The following is an 18,206-nucleotide window of genomic DNA, read 5'->3' on the forward strand; positions in this document are numbered from 1 at the left end:
ACGGCTCCAGGCTGGGGGATCACCCCCGCCGGCCCGCACAAGGATGCGGACCGGCGTCACACCACACACTCAAACTCAAATCATCGGATCGCCGTCATCAGGCGGCCTTCTTCTCGGCCTTGTCGTCGAAGAACTGTTCATCTTCGGTCGAACCGTGCAGCGCGGTGGTCGACGACTGGCCCTGCTGGATGGCCTGGGTCACGGCGTCGAAGTAACCGGTGCCGACTTCGCGCTGGTGCTTGACCGCGGTGAAGCCCTTGGTGGCGGCGGCGAATTCGGCTTCCTGCAGTTCCACGAAGGCCGACATCTGGTTGCGGGCATAGCCGTGCGCCAGGTTGAACATCGAGTAGTTCAGCGCATGGAAGCCGGCCAGCGTGATGAACTGGAACTTGTAGCCCATCGCGCCCAGCTCGCGCTGGAACTTGGCGATGGTGGCGTCGTCCAGGTTCTTCTTCCAGTTGAACGACGGCGAGCAGTTGTAGGCCAGCAGCTTGCCCGGGAACTTGGCGTGGATGGCTTCGGCGAAGGTCTTGGCGAAGGCCAGGTCCGGCTTGCCGGTTTCACACCAGACCATGTCGGCGTATTCCGCATAGGCCAGGCCGCGCGAGACCGCCTGGTCGATGCCGGGATGGGTCTTGAAGAAGCCTTCGACGGTGCGCTCGCCGGACAGGAAAGGCTTGTCGTTGGCATCCACGTCGGAAGTCAGCAGGTCGGCCGCTTCAGCGTCGGTGCGGGCGATCACCAGGGTCCTGGTGCCCATCACGTCGGCCGCCAGGCGGGCGGCGTTCAGCTTCTCGCAGGCTTCGCGGGTCGGCACCAGCACCTTGCCGCCCATGTGGCCGCACTTCTTCACGGAAGCCAGCTGGTCTTCGAAGTGCACGCCGGCGGCGCCCGCCTCGATCATGGACTTCATCAGCTCGAAGGCGTTGAGCACGCCGCCGAAACCGGCTTCGGCGTCGGCCACGATGGGCGCGAAGAAGTCGATGTCATCCTTGCCTTCGGACCACTGGATCTGGTCGGCGCGGGCGAAGGTATTGTTGATGCGCTTGACCACCATCGGCACCGAGTTGGCCGGATACAGCGACTGGTCGGGATACATCTCGCCGGCCAGGTTGGCGTCGCCGGCGACCTGCCAGCCCGACAGGTAGATCGCCTTCAGGCCGGCCTTGACCTGCTGCATGGCCTGGTTGCCGGTCAGCGCGCCCAGCGCGTTGACGAAGGGCTCGTTATGGACCAGGTTCCACAGCTTGTCGGCGCCGCGCTTGGCCAGGGTGTGCTCGACCTGCAGCGAGCCGCGCAGGCGGACCACGTCGGCCGCGGTGTAGTTGCGCTTGATGCCCTTCCAGCGCGGATTTTCCGCCCAGTCGCGTTCCAGTGCCTGGATTTGCTGTTCACGTGTGCTCATGTCGATCTCCTTTGTCGTCAATGGTGAGGTACTTCAAAATCGGATGAAATCGCGAATTCCATGACTTCATAGTAGTCCCGCCATGTGCAGAGCAACAATGTCTTATATAAGACATAGGTAAATTTTTTATATCAATAAAATCAAATACTTATATTTATATTTTTGCGATACGAAACGAAAACCCGGGGAATGAAATATGGTTTTGATGCTGCGCACTTTCATTTTTCACGATGCGAAATGAAAAATTCTCATCGTGAAAAACCGGCGCCGGGCGAAGCCCGGCAGTGCCGCAAAACCGGCTGCCAACATCTTTTAATACGAACGTTCGAAATTTTTTGACGGCCATCACATCGTCTTGCATAATAAAAGTCACTTGCCGCAGGCAAGCCTTTCCCATTTACGCAACACCGCCAACAAATAGCGGCGCCCAGCGCCCGGAGGAAGACCAATGACGACGAGAGAAGAAACGCTGGCGCTGTGGCGCCAACAGGAACAAGCCGTGCGCGCCAAACTGGCCGCGCCCGGCGTATCCAGCCTGGAAGACCTGAAGGCCGGCACCGGCATGGAGTTCCTGCAGAAGATCTGGGACGGCGTATTGCCGTCGGTGCCCATTGCCGAGACCCTGGACTTCATCCCTGTGGAGGGAGAGCCCGGGCGCGTCGTGTTCCAGGGCACGCCGAGCAAGCGCCACTACAATCCGCTGGGCAGCGTCCACGGCGGCTACTTCTGCACCCTGCTGGACTCGGCGGTGGCCTGCGCGGTGCATTCGATGCTGCCGCAAGGCATGGGCTACACCACGCTGGAACTGAAAGTGAACCTGGTGCGCGCGCTGACCGACAAGGTCGGCCCGGTACGCGCCGAAGGCAAGGTCATCCAGGTCGGCAAGCAGGTCGGCATCGCCGAAGGCCGCATCATCGATGCCGACGGCAAGCTCTACGCCCACGCCACCACTACCTGCCTGGTGTTCCCCCTGCCCTGAACCGGCGCGCGGGCGATGAAAAAACTTCACGCGCCGCGCGCCCTTCGGCGTCCTTCCGCCAGCCGCGGCGCGCCAGGGCGCGCGGCGACCGCCCCCCAGTTGTTTTGTTCAAGGTATTTGTTTTGCACGCGGCGCCTGCGTTCGGTTGTTTAATCGTCCAAGAAGGCACAAAATAAGCGCCTACCAAAATTGAACGGCGATTCAACGTCGAAAGTCTTCATGCATTACGCCCTGGACATCCGCACGTTTCTATTCAGTCATTATTTCTATACTGGGGTGCGGATCGCGATCGGGGTGGTCGGCTTCACCATGCTGGTGTACAACGTGGCCGACATGCAGACCACCATGACGGTGTTCCTGGGCGCGCTGTGTACCAGCCTGATGGACCTGCCCAGCCCGCTGCGGCACAAATTCAACGAGATGCTGGCCGGCGTGCTGCTGTGCACGGTGGTGATGCTGGTCATCAGCCTGGCCGCGCCCGTTCCCTGGCTGGTCTCGGCGATGATGGTGGTGGTCAGCTTCTTCGCCAGCATGATGGTGGTCTACGGCAAGAAGACCATGCCGCTGCAGTTCGCGGCGCTGATGGTGATGACCCTGTCGATGGAAAACCAGGTGCCGATCGCCGACGCCATCCTGCACGCGGTGCTGTTCCTGGGCGGCGGCCTGGGCTACCTGGCCTATTCGATGGCGGTGTCGTGGTTCCTGCGCCGCCGCATCAAGCAGCAGGTGCTGGCCGAGGCCCTGTTCGAGCTGGCGCGCTACCTGCGCATCAAGGCCGACTTCTATGACGTGCGCCACGACCTGGCGGCCCAGTTCAACCAGCTGGTGCGCCAGCAGATCGTGGTGGCCGACAAGCAGCAGGCCTCGCGCGACCTCATCCTGCGCGACCTCTATACCAAACAAGACGGCCTGCTGGTGCAGGTGCACCTGTCGATGCTGGAACTGTACGAACAGGTGCTGTCCACCCACGCCGACTACGCCTTCCTGCGCAACCACTTCGGCGACGCCGACGTGATGATCTTCCTGCGCGACCTGGCCAACAAGGCCGCCGAAGACATCGAATCGATCGCCTACGCGATCACCCGCAAGAAGGCCTCGACGCCCACCGTCAACTACAAGGCCGAGCTGCGCGCCATCCAGTACGAGATGCAGCAGATGTCCCAGCCCGGCCCCGGCCAGGCCTCCGAAGAGGCGCTGACGGTGCTGCGCGTGACCTACAACAAGATCCGCGACATCATGGAGTTCATCGGCCAGCTGCACCAGGCCACGCAAAACCCGGTCGACCCCATCCCCATCCTGCCGGGCTCGGACATGACGCCCTTCCTGACCCAGCAGAAGTTCAAGTTCAACATGCTGCTGGTCAACCTGCGCTGGCAGTCGCCGATCTTCCGCTTCGCCATCCGCGTGGCGCTGGCCGTCACCACGGGGCTGTGGATCTCCAACCACCTGCCTTACATGGCGCACGGCTACTGGATCGTGCTGACCATCGTCATCATCCTCAAACCCAATTTCAGCGCCACCAAGCAGCGCATGGCCGACCGCCTGATCGGCACCATCATCGGCTGCCTGATCACCATGCTGATCCTGCGCTTCGTGCACAACCCGATGGGCCAGATGGCGGTGCTGTTCGCCGCCAGCGTGGCCGCGCCGGCCTTCACCTACGTGAAGTACCGCTATACCGCCATCGCCGCCTCGGTGCAGATCCTGATGCTGCTCAACCTGCTGGTGCCGGCCGGCCACCAGGGCGTGATCGGCGAGCGCCTGATCGACACCATCATCGGCGTGGTGATCGCCACCCTCTTCAGCTACGTGCTGCCGGCCTGGGAATACCGCGACCTGCCCAAGCTGCTGCGCAACGTGCTCAAGTCCAGCCAGCGCTACCTGACCGCCAGCCGCGACCTGCTGGAAGGCAAGGTCAAGGACGACTTCTTCTACCGCGTCTGCCGCAAGGGCTTCATGGACAGCCTGGCGGCGCTGATCTCGGCGCTGGTGCGCATGATGGACGAGCCGGTGACCAAGCACCGCGCGGTCAAGGAGCTGAACCGCTTCATCGTCCAGAACTACCTGGTGGCCGCCCACATCGCCGCGCTGCGCCTGATGCTGCGCCGCCATCAGGAAAACTTCCCCGAAGGCCCGGTCAACAAGCTGATCGAGGACACCTACCTCGAAGCCAGCGAGCACCTGGCCGAAGCCCAGCGCATCCTGGCGCCCAAGCCGAGAAAGCGCGGCGGCGCCGTCACCGTCTCGCCGGAGGCGCCGGAGCAGAAGGCGCTGTCGGGCAAGATCGAGCTGATCGGCCCGGTCACGCCGGAGCCGTTGCCGGCCGAAGCCAGCTCGTGGTCGGGCTGGGTCACGCTGCAGCGGCGTGCCAGCCTGCTCAACCAGGACCTGCGCGAGATCGTCAGCCAGACCGCTGCGATCGACAATATCCTGCGCAAGAACTGAGTCTCCCGGATGAAGTGAAGCCGATGCGCCCCAAGGCTGGCGTCGGCGCGCCCGCGGGATTATGATTCAAATGAAAAATTCCCAGCACACGCTTGAATCACGCTAATAATAAATTCCGGCCGCCGCAACACCAGCCCGGCCGACAGCCCGAGCCGCCGCAGACCATGCAATCGATACTGGAAATCCGCCACCTGAAGACCCTGCAGGCGCTCAAGGAAGCCGGCAACCTGCTGCGCGCCGCCGCCCTGCTCAACGTCACCCAATCGGCGCTGTCGCACCAGATCAAGCAGCTCGAAGACCATCACGGCACGCCGCTGTTCGAACGCAAGTCGGTGCCGGTGCGCTTCACGCCGGCCGGCGAACGCCTGCTCAAGCTCGCCGCCAGCGTCTTGCCGCAGATCGACCAGACCGAGCGCGACCTGGCCCGCCTGCAGCAGGATGCCGGCGGCAAACTGCGCCTGGCCATCGGCTGCCTGCCCGGCACGGACGATTGGCTGCTGCCCGCGCTGGACGCATTGCGCAGCCGCTGGCCCGATGTCGCTCTGGAGATCGTCTCCACTCCCGCGGCGGATGCGCCGGGCCTGCTGCGCGAAGACCGCGCCGACCTGGCCATCGTCGCCGATGCGATTGCGCACAAACACGTCGATCAGCACCTGCTGTTCGGTTTCGAACTGGTGGCCCTGCTGTCCCGCGGCCACGCCCTGGCTGACAAGGCGCACCTGGAGGCGCAGGATTTCGCCGGCGAGGCGCTGGCCGCTTACCCGTCGCCGGCCGACCTGCCCGAGGCGCTGCGCCGGCTGTTCAAGTCCGCCGGCGTCAAACCCGCCCGTCGCCCGGCCGCGGCGCCGCTGTCGCTGCTGCAACTGGTGGCGGGCGAACGGGGCATCGCCATCCTGCCGGCCTGGGCCGCGCAAGGCTATGCCAATCGCGGCCACGCGATGGTCAAACGCATCACCGCCGGTGGTCTCCCATGCACCGTCCATGCGGCCTGCAAGCCCGAGCTATCGGCCAAACCCTGGCTGGCCGACTTCCTCGATATCCTGCGCCGCACCGCCTACCTCAACCTGCCCGAGGTGCAATTGCCGGACCTGTCCGGCGCGCGCCAGTCCTGAACCGCCACGCGCTGCAAACAAGAACGGCTTCCCGAGGGAAGCCGTTCGCATGGTGCGACAGGAAAAAGAAGCGACGCCGTCAAAGCGGCGTGCGCGACACCAGTACGCCGTCCACGTCGGCATAGATCCAGTCGCCCGGATGCACCGCCACGCCGGCGATGCCGACCTTGATGCCGGCGTCGCCCGCGCCCTTGCGAAAACTGCGCTGCGGATGCGTGGCCAGCGCCCGGATGCCGACGTCGCAGGCGTTCAGCTCGAGCGCATCGCGCACGCAGCCGTTGACCAGGATCCCGGCCCAGCCGTTCTTCTCGGCCAACTGGCCGAGATTGCCGCCCACCAGCGCGCAGCGCAGGCTGCCGCCGCCGTCCACCACCAGCACATGACCGTCGCCCGGCGCTTCCAGCGCGGCGCGCACCATCACGTTGTCCTCGAAGACCTTCAAGGTCTTCACCGGCCCGGCGAAGGCCTGCCGGCGGCCGAATGAGGCGAAGATCGGCGGCAGGACGTGCAGCGTGCCGGCTGCCAGCTTGTCTTCGTTGGCATCGCACAGGTCGCAGGTGGCAAAGCTCATGGCGCTCTCCTTGATGTGATCGGGTTCGGGATCGGGGGGCTCGGTCGGCTTACACCGACAGCATGCGGTGCAGGCGCTTCTGGTCGAACATGCGCGAGTCGGCCACGCGCAGCAGGGTTTCCACGTCCAGGCCGTCGTCCGGATACAGCGACACCCCGACCGAGGCGTCGACCGTGTACTGGTGGCCGTCACGCCCCTCGATGGGCTTGTTGACCGAATGGCGGATCTTGTCGGCGATGGTGCGCGCGACCTCTGCTTCGGACACGCCGTGCAGATAGACCACGAACTCGTCGCCGCCGAAGCGCGCCACCGAATCGTCGTGCCGCAAGGTGTGCTGCAGCCGCTCGGCGATGACAACCAGCACCTTGTCGCCCTCGTCATGGCCGTACTCGTCGTTGACGGCCTTGAAGCGGTCGAGGTCGATGAACAGCATGGCAAAGCGCAGCGGATTGGCCTCCGAGGCATTGTGGCGACGGAAGTCGATCTGCGCGATCAGCGAATCGCGGTTGAGCACATTGGTCAGGCGATCGGTGCGCAGGTTGCGCTCCATCTCCTGGAAGCTCTGCGCGAGCTGGCCGATCTCGTCATTGCGGTCGATATTGAGCGCGGGGAACGGGCTGCCATTGCCGATGCTCTTGGCCGCCAGCGTCAGCTTGCGGATGTCGCGCAGCACCCAGCGCAGCAGCAGGAAGCCGATCACGAAGGTCAGGCACACCGCCACCAGCCCCAGCAACAGCGTCTGGTAGACGCCGCCGGTGACCGAGCCCAGGAAATCCGAACGCGGGGCCACGCTGATGGCCAGCCAGTCCAGCCCGGCCTGGTCATGGTGCAGGCGGAACGCCACCTCGATCTTGCTGCCCTCGCTGCGCGCGCCCAGCAATATCAGTCGCCCCGGCTCGGCCGGATTGGCGGTGAGATAACGCTGCACTTCGGCGAAGGCCTGCTGCACCAGCGGCGACTTGCTCTGCTGGGCGGTCAGCCGCTTGAACTCGGTGCTGTTGTCGCGGACCTCATGCAGCGGCTCGTTGAGGGAAGTGGCGATCATGTCGCCCTTGAGCTCGGTCACGAAGGCCACGCCGTTGCGGCCCAGCGGCAGCTGCTGCAGGAACTCGGTCAGCTGGCGCAGGCCGATGCTGCTGCTGGCCACGCCCATGAGGACGCCTTCGGCGTCGAAGATCGGTTTGGAAAGATTGATGCCCAGGTGCTTAAGGCGGAAATCGGTGTAGACCGAAGACCAGGTCTCGCGCCCGCGCTCCACCGCCTGGCGATACCACGGGCGGGTACGCGGATCGTAGTCCTGCACCGCGGCCTGCTGCATCTCGGTGCCGGGGCCGCGCAGGTAGGACACATAGTTCTTGCCCTCCGGCTCGCGCACGCTGTACATGAAGCGGTTGCGGCTTTCCTGCTTGATGCCCAGGAAACTGCCGTCGGCGCCGCCGAAATAGACGTAGCTGGGATCGTCGAACAGGAAGTTGGCCAGCCACAGGCGCTCTTCTAGCTGCTTGCGGTCCTTGGGGAAAGGCAGCACAGCCGGCGCATCGCCCGGCTCGAACGGCGGCACCGGCGGCGGCGCCACCACGTTGAGGCTCTCGCGCGCGCTCAGGGTCTGGCGGTCGATCGCCTGGCTCACGCGGCCCATCACCTCCATCAGCGCATTGCGCGCCAGCACCTCGGTGGCGTCGTCGCCGGCCCGATAAAGGAACCATCCTATGGTCAGCGCCAGGCAAACCATCAGGAAGATGAACGGCAGGATGAAAAGCCGCTGCAATGACGATTGCTTCAGAATCGCCCCCTTGTCGTACCGGGAGAAGAGATGCAACTTTCTTTTGGCATGTTTTCCTTGCAACGGCGCCGCCGGCCGCCCTGGTCTATGTTCGCGTTTCTCGAGAAACAGCATTTTATGCGAAAGCGGCGCGTCCCAGTTCCTGCCTGGCAACGAATGCAACGACGCTTGCGTGTCGATCAAGTAGATAGCACATCCACTCTTGCTTTGGGAGTCATTTTTGCGCGCTGCGGGAATAATTCCGGCCCCGGCAGGCGCGCCGTCGCGCACATGTGGTCGTTGTGCAAACAAAAATGAATGAGATGACAACTTCCCCATCCTCCTCGCCACAGCAATAAAAAACGGCGGATGCGCCTTCACACATCCGCCGTTCCATGGGGCCTGGCCCGTTGCAGCAGGGATTACCTGTTGAAACTCAGCTGGCCGTTCTTCACATCGACATGCACCACGTCCTTGGGACCGAACCTGCCGGCCAGGATCTCCTTGGACAGCGGGTTCTCGATCTCCTGCTGGATCGCGCGCTTCAGGGGCCGCGCGCCATACACCGGATCGAAACCGGCCTCGGCGATCTTCTGCAGACCGGCCTCGCTGATCTCCAGGCCGATCTCCAGCCGGGCCAGGCGGCTTTCCAGGATGCGCAGCTGGATCTTGGCGATGGCGCCGATGTTCTTGGCGTCCAGCGCGTGGAACACCACGATCTCGTCCACCCGGTTGATGAATTCCGGACGGAAGTGCGTGCGCACCTCGGCCATCACCGCCAGCTTCACCAACGCAGGATCGCTGTCTTCCATCGACTGGATCTTGTGCGAACCCAGGTTGGAGGTCATCACGATCACCGTGTTCTTGAAGTCCACGGTGCGCCCCTGGCCGTCGGTCATGCGACCGTCGTCCAGCACCTGCAGCAGCACGTTGAACACGTCCGGGTGCGCCTTCTCGATCTCGTCGAGCAGGATCACGCTGTAGGGCTTGCGGCGCACGGCCTCGGTCAGGTAGCCGCCCTCCTCGTAGCCCACGTATCCCGGCGGCGCGCCGATCAGGCGGGCCACGGAATGCTTCTCCATGAACTCGCTCATGTCGATGCGGATCATCGCCTCCTCGGTGTCGAAGAGATAGGACGCCAGCGCCTTGCACAGTTCGGTCTTGCCCACGCCGGTCGGGCCCAGGAACATGAACGAGCCATACGGCTTGCTCGGGTCGCCCAGACCTGCGCGCGAGCGGCGGATGGCGTCGGAGACGGCGACGATCGCCTCGTCCTGGCCCACCACGCGCTCATGCAGCACTTCTTCCATGTGCAGCAGTTTTTCGCGCTCGCCCTGCATCATGCGCGAAACCGGAATGCCGGTGGCGCGCGCGACGATCTCGGCGATTTCCTCGGCGCCCACCTGCGTGCGCACCAGCTTGGGCTTCTCGACCTTGGCGCCGGCGGCGTCCTTCTTGTTCTGCACTTCCAGCGCGGCCTCGAGCTCGGCCAGCTTGCCGTACTTCAGCTCGGACACCTTCTGCCAGTCGCTCTTGCGGGTGGCCTCTTCCATCTGCAGGCGCACCTTCTCGATCTCTTCCTTCAACTGCTGGCCGCCCTGCGCGGTCGACTTCTCGGCCTTCCAGATTTCTTCCAGATCGGCGTATTCGCGCTCCAGCTTGCCGATTTCTTCCTCGATCAGCTGCAGGCGTTTTTGCGAAGCCTCGTCCTTCTCGCGCTTGACCGCTTCGCGTTCGATCTTCAGCTGGATCAGGCGACGGTCGAGCTTGTCCATCACCTCGGGCTTGGAGTCGATCTCGATCTTGATCTTGGCCGCGGCCTCGTCGATCAGGTCGATCGCCTTGTCCGGCAGGAAGCGGTCGGTGATATAGCGATGCGACAGCTCGGCCGCGGCCACGATGGCCGGGTCGGTGATGTCCACGCCGTGGTGCACCTCGTACTTCTCCTGCAGGCCGCGCAGGATGGCGATGGTCGCCTCCACGCTCGGCTCGTCGACCAGGATCTTCTGGAAGCGGCGCTCCAGCGCGGCGTCCTTCTCGATGTACTGGCGGTATTCGTCCAGCGTGGTGGCGCCCACGCAATGCAGCTCGCCGCGCGCCAGCGCTGGCTTCAACATGTTGCCGGCGTCCATCGCGCCCTCGGCCTTACCAGCGCCCACCATGGTGTGCAGCTCGTCGATGAAGACGATGGTCTGGCCCTCGTCCTGGGCGATTTCCTTCAACACCGCCTTCAGGCGCTCCTCGAACTCGCCGCGATACTTGGCGCCGGCCAGCAGCGCCGCCATGTCCAGCGACAGCACGCGCTTGGACTTCAGGCTGTCCGGCACTTCGCCGTTGACGATGCGCTGCGCCAGGCCTTCGACGATGGCGGTCTTGCCCACGCCGGGTTCGCCGATCAGCACCGGATTGTTCTTGCTGCGGCGCTGCAGCACCTGGATGGCGCGGCGGATTTCATCGTCGCGGCCGATCACCGGGTCGAGCTTGCCGGCGCGGGCGCGCTCGGTCAGGTCCAGGGTGTATTTTTTCAAGGCCTCGCGCTGGCCCTCGTCCTGCTGCGAGGACACCGACGCGCCGCCGCGCACCGCCTTGATGGCGGCTTCCAGCGACTTGCGGGTGAGGCCGTTCTCGCGCGCGGCGCGGCCGGCGTCGGACTTGTCGTCGGCCAGGCCGAGCAGCACCATTTCGCTGGCGACGAACTGGTCGCCGAGCTTCTGCGCTTCCTTGTCGGCCAGGTTCAGCAAGGCCACCAGCTCGCGGCCGACCTGCACTTCGCCGCCGTTGCCGGAGACCTGCGGCAGGCGCTGCAAGGCGCCCTGCAAGGCGGTGGCCAGGCCGTTCACGTTCACGCCGGCGCGCTGCAGCAGCGAGCGCGCGCCGCCGTCGTCCTGGTTCAGCAGGGCGATGACGAGGTGGACCGGTTCGATGTATTGGTTGTCGTGGCCGACCGCCTGGGATTGCGCGTCGGCCAGCGCTTCCTGCAATTTGGTGGTGAGTTTGTCGAGACGCATGGTTCGCTCCAATTTTTCAATGAGATGAAAATTGGGCCGGCCATTTGATTTTCAAGCAAATCCCGTGCCGCATTATTTGATCTGCGTCAGCAATGCGACACCGGCCCGCTCAGCCGACCAAAGCCCGATAGCTTGCAAATCCGGCAACGCACAGCGCGATGGAGCCCACCAGGTGCAGCGCCGAATGGCCGATGGCCCAGAGATAATCGCCCCGCTGCAGCAGGATCATGGCCTCGGCGGAGAAGGTGGAGAAGGTGGTCAGCCCGCCGAGAAAGCCGGTGATGGCAAACAGGCGCCATTCCGGCGGCAGCGCCGGATGCTGCTCGAACCAGGCCACCAGAAAGCCGATCACGTAGCCGCCGATCCAGTTGGCGGCCAGCGTGCCGACCGGCACCAGGTGCCCGGCCACGTTCCAGATCACCGACAGTTGCCAGCGCAGCCACGCGCCCAGTGTCGCCCCGATGCCTACCGCCAGCCATCCCATGCCAATCTCCGCGTTCATGTTGTCAGGTTAGAGAAGCGATGATGCCAGAAAGTGCAACAATCGCCGGCAGCGCGCCGGCCCGGCCTCAGGACGTGTGCTCCTGGGCGGTAACGATACCCTGCATTTCCTCGCGCAGCGTGCCGATGCGCTCCAGCGCCTGGTGGTCTTCCTGCAGCGCCTTGTCGACGCTCTCGTGCATCCAGTCGACCCAGGTACTGATCTTGGCGTCCAGGTACTGGCGCGACGGATACAGCGCGTACACGCCCATGTGCTGCATGCGATGCTGCGGCAGCACGCGCACGATGGTGCCGGCGCGCAGCGGGTCCACCGCCGAGTAGATGGGCAGCACGCCCACGCCCATGCCCTCGCGGATGGCCGCCAGCATGGCCTCGGCCACGTTGACCTGGAAGTTGCTCTTGACCACGGTGGCCGAGCCGCCCTCCGGCCCTTCCAGCACCCATTCGTCCAGCGGCGAGACCGGGCTCACCAGTTGCAGGCAGGCATGGTTGGCCAGGTCGGCCGGCTTTTGCGGCGCGCCGTACTTGTCGATGTAGGCGGGCGAGGCGCACAGCATGCTGAAGGTGCTGCCGAGTTGGCGGAAGATCAGGCCCGAATCCGGCAGCTCGCGCGCCAGCACCAGCGAGACGTCGTAGCCCTCTTCCAGCATGTCCGGGATGCGCTGGGCCAGGGTCAGTTCCACCGCCACGTCCGGGTAGCGCTTCTGGTAGCCCGAAATGGCCGGGATCACATAGCGTTGACCAAAACTGGTCATGGCGTGGATTCGCAAACGGCCGGACGGCTTCACATAGGCCGCGCCCGCCTCGGCCTCGGCTTCCTCGACATAGGACATGATCTGCTGGCAGCGCAGCAGGTAGCGCTCGCCGGCCTCGGTCAGGGCGATGCGGCGGGTGGTGCGGTTCAGCAGGCGCGTGCGCAGATGCCGCTCCAGATCTGCCACCGCGCGCGATACGTGGGCCGTGGTCATGCCCATCTGCTGGGCCGCCGAGGTGAAGCTGCCGGCATCGACCACGCGCACGAATACGCGCATGTTTTGCAAGGTATCCATACTCTTCCTATGCTGTAACCAGGCAGCCGCGCGCTCTGCCATGCAAAAGACATGGGACTGCTCGCGTTTTACGCACTGGCGGATGACAGCATTGTTACCCAGAATGGAGCAATAATTATTGCAATATCCGATATAAACAATTGCGAATCGGCGAATTTTTCCCGGAATAATTACAAAATATAATACATACCATCTGATATTTGCATATTTTTGGGTAATTCCATGAAACGCATTTCCTACCATCGCCTGTCCGCCCTGACCGTCATTGCGCTATCGCTGACAATCGCCGGCTGCGCCGACCAGGGCGGCATCAAACCGCAGTCCCAGGTGCGCGACGTCGCCACGCTGGACGCCGGCCAGGCGCTCCGCCAGGCCGGCGCCGAGGCCGGCTGGCCGCAGCGCGCATGGTGGCAGGCCTATAACGATCCCCAGCTCGACACGCTGGTCGAGCGCGCCGTGGCCGGCAACCCCAGCATGGCGATTGCCGCCGCCCGCGTGCGCCAGGCGCAGTCGATGGCGGTGGTGGCGCATGCCGGCGAGCTGCCCAGCGCCCAGCTGGACGCCGCCGTGGGCCGCAAGGACTGGTCCGACAACGTCTATTACGGCGCCAGCTTCCGCGACAAACTGACCTGGAACAACACCGCCACCCTGAGCCTGGCCTACAGCGTCGACCTCTGGGACCGCAACAAGAACACCACCGAGCGCGCCCAGGACGAGATGCACGCCGTGGCCGCCGACGCCCGCGCCGCCCAGCTCGACCTGGAAAGCAATGTGGTGCGCACCTACGTGCAACTGGCGCTGCAATACGGCCTGCTGGACAACACCGAGGCCATGCTCAAGGAAGAGCAGAAGATCCTCGACCTGGCGCACCGCCGCTTCAAGGGCGGCCTGGGCACCCAGCTCGACATCACCCAGGCCGAGGCCCCGCTGCCGGAAACCCGCCGCCAGATCGAAGCCTTGAATGAAAGCATCGCGCTGGTGCGCAACCAGCTGGCCGCCCTGCTGGGCGAAGGCCCCGGCGCCGGCGAGAAGATCGCGCGCCCGGTGCTGGCGCTGCACGCCGCCATCGGCCTGCCCAGCGCGCTGCCGGCCGAACTGGTGGGCCGCCGCCCCGACATCAGCGCCGCGCGCTGGCGCGTGGAGGCCGCTGCCCGCGGCATCGCCGTAGCCAAGGCCGCGTTCTACCCCAACGTCAACCTGCTGGCCGGCATCGGCCCGGCCGCCGCCGGCGGCGGCGTGCTGTCCTTCATGAGCATGAAGAACTGGCAGACCACCTACGGCCCGGCGATCTCGCTGCCGATCTTCGAAGGCGGCCGCCTGCGCGGCCAGCTGGGCGCCACCACCGCTGGCTACGACATCGAGGTCGAGCATTACAACGCCCTGCTCTCGCAGGCCCTGAAAGGCATCTCCGACCAGGTCGTGACGCTGCAGTCGGTGCAGCGCCAGCAAAAGCAGGCCGATGAATCGGTGGCGGCCGCGCAAAAGAGCGTCGACATCTCCACCCGCGCCTACCAGCGCGGCCTGACCGACTACCTCAACGTGCTGCACGCCCAGACCCAATGGCTGCGCCAGCAACAGATCGTGCAGCAGCTGCAGGCCCAGCACCTGTCGGCCTATGCGGCGCTGACCGCCGCCCTGGGCGGCGGCCTGGAGCCGGTGGACGCGAGCGCTGCGGCGGCCGCCCACGACGACGCCATCAAGGCTGCCGCAAAATGAACCAGCCCGCCGACACCACCGCCGTCACCGCGCGCGCGTCGTTCGGCGCGCAGCTGCGCGAAGCCGCGGCCGACTGGCTGCGCAACGACGGCCCGAACTGGATCTACGTCTTCAAGATGGTCTTCGCCGGCCTCCTGGCGCTGGGCATCGGCTACGCGCTCGACCTGGAGTCGCCGCGCTCGGCGCTGATCACGGTGTTCATCGTGATGCAGCCGCAAAGCGGCATGATCCTGGCCAAGAGCTTCTACCGCGTGATCGGCACCCTGATCGGCTCGGTCGCCATCGTGGTCTTCGTCGGCCTGTTCGCGCAGACGCCCGAACTGTTCCTGCTGGCCTCGGCGCTGTGGATCGGGCTGTGCACGGTGGGCTCGGCCCACAACCGCAACTTCCGCTCCTACGGCTTCGTGCTGTCGGGCTATACGGTGGCGCTGATCGGCCTGCCGGCGGCGCTGAATCCCGGCATCACCTTCGACTCGGTGATGACCCGCGTGACCGAGATCACGGTGGGCATCGTCTGCGCCGGCGTGGTCAGCGCCCTGGTGTTCCCGCAGGCCAGCGCGCCGGGCCTGGTGCGCATCATCCGCGGCCGTTTCTCGGCCTTCGTCGACCTGATCGGCGCCACGCTGGGCGGCACCACCGAGCGCAAGCAGCTCGAGGCCACCAATGCCCGCTTCGTGGGCGACATCATCGGCCTGGAAGCGCTGCGCAGCTCGGCCATCTTCGAAGACCCCGAGATCCGCCTGCGCAGCGGCCGCCTGACCCGCATGAACAGCGAGTTCATGGCGCTGTCGACCCGCGTGCATGCGCTGCACCAGCTGATGAACCGGCTCCACGCCAATCCCGCGCCCGGCGCGCAGACCGTGATCGCCGCCATCTCGCCCTACTTCAAGGAAGTGCAGCCGCTGCTGACCCGCGAAAGCGGCGAGCCGGTGATGAGCGCGGTCGACGCCGCCGACGCCGCCCTCAAGCTGGAGGCCTACAAGCGCGAACTGCCGCGCCGCGTGCGCGCCACCCGCGACGCGCTGGCGCTGGACAGCGACAGCGCCATGCTGGACTTCGACACCGCCTCCGAGCTGCTGTACCGCGTGATCGAGGAGCTGCATGCCTACACGCTCACCTACGCGTCGCTCAACCAGCGTCGCCACGAGCGCGAGCAATGGGATCACTCCTACGCCCCCAAGACCAGCATGACCACGGCCCTGATCGCCGGCGCCCGCGCCGCCATCACGCTGCTGTTGCTGTCCGCGTTCTGGCTGGCCAGCGGCTGGCCCAGCGGCGACGTCGCCGCCCTCAACGCCGCCGCCTTCTGCGCCATCACCTCGGCCGCGCCCGATCCGGCCAAGGCCACCCGCACGGTCGCCATCGGCGTGGTGTTCGCCGCCATCGCCGGCTACGTCTACACCTTCCACATCCTGCCGCGCATGGACGGCTACTGGATGCTGGCCGCCGCGCTGATGCCGGTGCTGATGCTGGCCGTGCTGCTGACCACCAAGCCCAAGTGGGCCGGCTACGGGCTGGGGATCTGCATCTTCTTCCCCTTCCTCGCGGTGCCGGACAACTTCGCCCACTTCAACGCCGCCGGCTATCTCAACGAGGCGATCGCGCTGATGGTGTCGCTGATCGTCACCGCCGTGGCGTTCATGCTGCTGCTGCCGCCGACCACCGACTGGACCGTGCGCATCCTCGAGAAGCAGTTGCGCAAGCAAGTGGTGGACGCCTGTTTCGGCAAGCTCGGCCACCTGGCGCTGAAGTTCGAAAGCGGCACCCGCGACCTGATGCACCAGATCACCATGCTCACCAGCAGCCGCCCGGTGCTGCGCCAGAACGCCTTCGGCTGGATGTTCGCCACGCTGGAAGTGGGCCACGCCATCATCGAGCTGCGCACCGAACTGCACGGCATCCGCACCGGCGCGCCCGACCTGCTGCCGCCCGCCGCCTACGCCGCGCTGGACCGCCTGCGCGAGACGATTCCGGCGCTCTTCGAGCGCCCCAACGGCGCGACCCTGGCCGCCGCGCTGGCGGCCAACGACGGCGCCATCGTCGAGGTCCAGCAAGCCATCGGCCCGCACTACCGCGAACGCAGCGAACGCCATCGTCTGCAGCGCACGCTGAGTTACCTGCACTTCATCCGCACCGCCCTGCTCGACGAGCAATCGCCGCTGCACACCATGCGCGCCGGCGGCGCCGACAGCGCCAACAACAATCCTGGAGCACGCCATGCCACGTGAGATTTCATTTTTCGACGCCTACATCCCCACGGTGCTGCTGCTGGTCATCGTGGCCGCCGCCCTGTCGCTGGCAGCCGACCGCATCCTGGTGCGTTTCGGCTTCTATGACCTGACCTGGCACCCGGCGCTGTTTCGCGTGAGCATGTTCGTCTGCCTCGCTTCGCTGATGGGGCTTTACGTGTACAGCTAGCGTCTGAGCGACCTTCCGCGCCAACCCAATCAACCCTACGAAAAGACAAAGAAACAATCAGGAGTAGTTCATCATGTCGGTCAAATCGATTTTCCGCGCCATCGTCACCTTGGTGATTTTCCTGCTCGCGATCCTGCTCGCCTGGACGCTGTGGCAGCATTACATGCTTTCCCCCTGGACTCGCGACGGCCGCGTGCGCGCCGACGTGGTCAACATCGCCCCCGACGTGTCCGGCCAGGTGGTCGAACTGCCGGTGCGCGACAACCAGCTGGTCAAGAAAGGCGACCTGCTGATGGAAATCGACCCGGCGCGCTACCAGCTGGCATTGCAGCAGGCCGAAGCCGCGGTGGCCGCGCGCCGCGCCGACCTCGATGTGCGCCGCGCCGACATCGACGCCCGCCGCGCCGACCTGAACATGCGCCGCGCCCAGGCCCGCCGCCGCGCCGACATCGACGCCCTGGTGGTCTCGCGCGAAGCCCGCGAAGACGCCGGCAGCCAGGTCACCACCGCCGAGGCCCAGACCCAGGCCGCGCAGGCGCAGTACCAGTCGGCCCAGGCCAACTACCAGGCCGCCCTGGCCCAGCGCGACACTGCCAAGCTGAACCTGGAACGCACCAAGGTGTTCTCGCCGGTGGACGGCTACATCACCAACCTGAACGTGCGCCGCGGCGATTTCGCCACCGCCGGCGCGGCCAAGATCGCCGTCATCGACAGCCACTCGTTCTGGGTCTACGCCTACTTCGAGGAAACCAAGCTGCCGCTGCTGTCCATCGGCGACAAGGCCAAGATCCAGCTGATCAACGGCGCCACCCTGGGCGGCCACGTCGACAGCATCGCCCGCGGCATCTACGACCGCGACAACCCGCAAAGCCGCGAGCTGATCGCCGACGTCAACCCGACCTTCAACTGGGTGCGCCTGGCCCAGCGCATCCCGGTGCGCATCCACCTGGACGACGTGCCCAAGGACGTGCTGCTGGCCTCCGGCCTGACCTGCACGGTGGTGCTGGAGCCGGGCAGCGGCAAGCAGGCGCAACATACCCAGGCTGCCCCCGCGCCGCAACGCTGAACCTGTCCCGCCGGCGGGTGTCGGCAACGCCGCCTGCCACGCCAACGGCCGATGCACTGCATCGGCCGTTTTGCTTTTCTGCTGCAGGTTCCGAACGTCGTTTTCCTCAGCGATTTCTGCGCCCCCGCTTCAATCAAATGCGTGATTGAAACCGGACTTCCTCAAGAAATTCCA

Annotated in this window: 14 protein-coding genes; 7 read left to right on the forward strand and 7 right to left on the reverse strand. The window is 65.3% G+C overall.

Going from position 1 to position 18,206, the window contains the following annotated elements:
• Positions 1-97: 97 nt before the first annotated feature.
• Entirely contained in the window at positions 98-1,405 is a 1,308-nt protein-coding gene (gene aceA / locus CEJ42_RS02000) for an isocitrate lyase (protein WP_079215185.1), read from the reverse strand.
• 154 nt (positions 1,406-1,559) lie between these two features.
• Positions 1,560-1,802: a hypothetical protein gene (locus CEJ42_RS24380; protein ID WP_129587660.1), complete on the reverse strand. Its 243-nt coding sequence runs from the start codon at positions 1,800-1,802 to the stop codon at positions 1,560-1,562.
• A 51-nt stretch (positions 1,803-1,853) separates the two neighbouring features.
• On the opposite strand from CEJ42_RS24380, the gene CEJ42_RS02005 reads away from it, so the two are divergent.
• From CEJ42_RS02005 to CEJ42_RS02015, 3 genes are all read left to right on the forward strand, one after another.
• Positions 1,854-2,384 (forward strand): PaaI family thioesterase, encoded by a 531-nt coding sequence (locus CEJ42_RS02005; RefSeq protein ID WP_088749881.1) that lies wholly within the window; start codon positions 1,854-1,856, stop codon positions 2,382-2,384.
• Positions 2,385-2,603: 219 nt separating this feature from the next.
• Complete coding sequence (locus CEJ42_RS02010; protein ID WP_079215187.1) at positions 2,604-4,829, forward strand: FUSC family membrane protein; 2,226 nt, start codon at positions 2,604-2,606, stop codon at positions 4,827-4,829.
• Positions 4,830-4,993: 164 nt separating this feature from the next.
• Positions 4,994-5,941: a LysR substrate-binding domain-containing protein gene (locus tag CEJ42_RS02015; protein WP_088749882.1), complete on the forward strand. Its 948-nt coding sequence runs from the start codon at positions 4,994-4,996 to the stop codon at positions 5,939-5,941.
• A 79-nt stretch (positions 5,942-6,020) separates the two neighbouring features.
• On the opposite strand, the gene rraA is transcribed toward CEJ42_RS02015, so the two are convergent.
• From rraA to CEJ42_RS02040, 5 genes are all read right to left on the reverse strand, one after another.
• A complete protein-coding gene (rraA, locus tag CEJ42_RS02020) occupies positions 6,021-6,512 on the reverse strand; it encodes a ribonuclease E activity regulator RraA (protein ID WP_088749883.1) in 492 nt (163 codons plus the stop codon).
• 49 nt (positions 6,513-6,561) lie between these two features.
• On the reverse strand, positions 6,562-8,280 hold the full coding sequence (locus CEJ42_RS02025; RefSeq protein WP_476702749.1) for a diguanylate cyclase: 1,719 nt from the start codon (positions 8,278-8,280) through the stop codon (positions 6,562-6,564).
• A 416-nt stretch (positions 8,281-8,696) separates the two neighbouring features.
• Entirely contained in the window at positions 8,697-11,282 is a 2,586-nt protein-coding gene (clpB, locus tag CEJ42_RS02030; protein ID WP_088749884.1) for an ATP-dependent chaperone ClpB, read from the reverse strand.
• A 109-nt stretch (positions 11,283-11,391) separates the two neighbouring features.
• On the reverse strand, positions 11,392-11,766 hold the full coding sequence (gene crcB / locus CEJ42_RS02035) for a fluoride efflux transporter CrcB (protein WP_088749885.1): 375 nt from the start codon (positions 11,764-11,766) through the stop codon (positions 11,392-11,394).
• An 85-nt stretch (positions 11,767-11,851) separates the two neighbouring features.
• The gene (locus CEJ42_RS02040; protein ID WP_079215191.1) at positions 11,852-12,832 is read right to left on the reverse strand and encodes a LysR family transcriptional regulator; all 981 of its coding nucleotides are present in this window, start codon (positions 12,830-12,832) and stop codon (positions 11,852-11,854) included.
• 222 nt (positions 12,833-13,054) lie between these two features.
• Here CEJ42_RS02040 and CEJ42_RS02045 point away from each other — a divergent pair, with 222 nt between their 5' ends.
• The 4 genes from CEJ42_RS02045 to CEJ42_RS02060 all read left to right on the forward strand — a co-directional run bounded on the left by CEJ42_RS02045 (position 13,055) and on the right by CEJ42_RS02060 (position 18,032).
• Positions 13,055-14,548, forward strand: coding sequence for an efflux transporter outer membrane subunit (locus CEJ42_RS02045; RefSeq protein WP_088749886.1), 1,494 nt, complete (start codon positions 13,055-13,057; stop codon positions 14,546-14,548).
• The gene (locus CEJ42_RS02050; RefSeq protein WP_079215193.1) at positions 14,545-16,776 is read left to right on the forward strand and encodes an FUSC family protein; all 2,232 of its coding nucleotides are present in this window, start codon (positions 14,545-14,547) and stop codon (positions 16,774-16,776) included. The genes CEJ42_RS02045 and CEJ42_RS02050 overlap by 4 nt, the downstream gene beginning before the upstream one ends.
• Complete coding sequence (locus CEJ42_RS02055; RefSeq protein ID WP_079215194.1) at positions 16,766-16,966, forward strand: DUF1656 domain-containing protein; 201 nt, start codon at positions 16,766-16,768, stop codon at positions 16,964-16,966. Before CEJ42_RS02050 ends, CEJ42_RS02055 begins: the two co-directional genes overlap by 11 nt.
• A 73-nt stretch (positions 16,967-17,039) precedes the next feature.
• Positions 17,040-18,032, forward strand: a complete 993-nt coding sequence (locus CEJ42_RS02060) for an HlyD family secretion protein (RefSeq protein ID WP_088749887.1) — start codon at positions 17,040-17,042, stop codon at positions 18,030-18,032.
• The last annotated feature ends 174 nt before the right edge of the window (positions 18,033-18,206 follow it).

The sequence above is a fragment of the Herbaspirillum robiniae genome (genome assembly GCF_002213415.1).
In the GTDB taxonomy this organism is placed as follows: domain Bacteria; phylum Pseudomonadota; class Gammaproteobacteria; order Burkholderiales; family Burkholderiaceae_D; genus Herbaspirillum; species Herbaspirillum robiniae.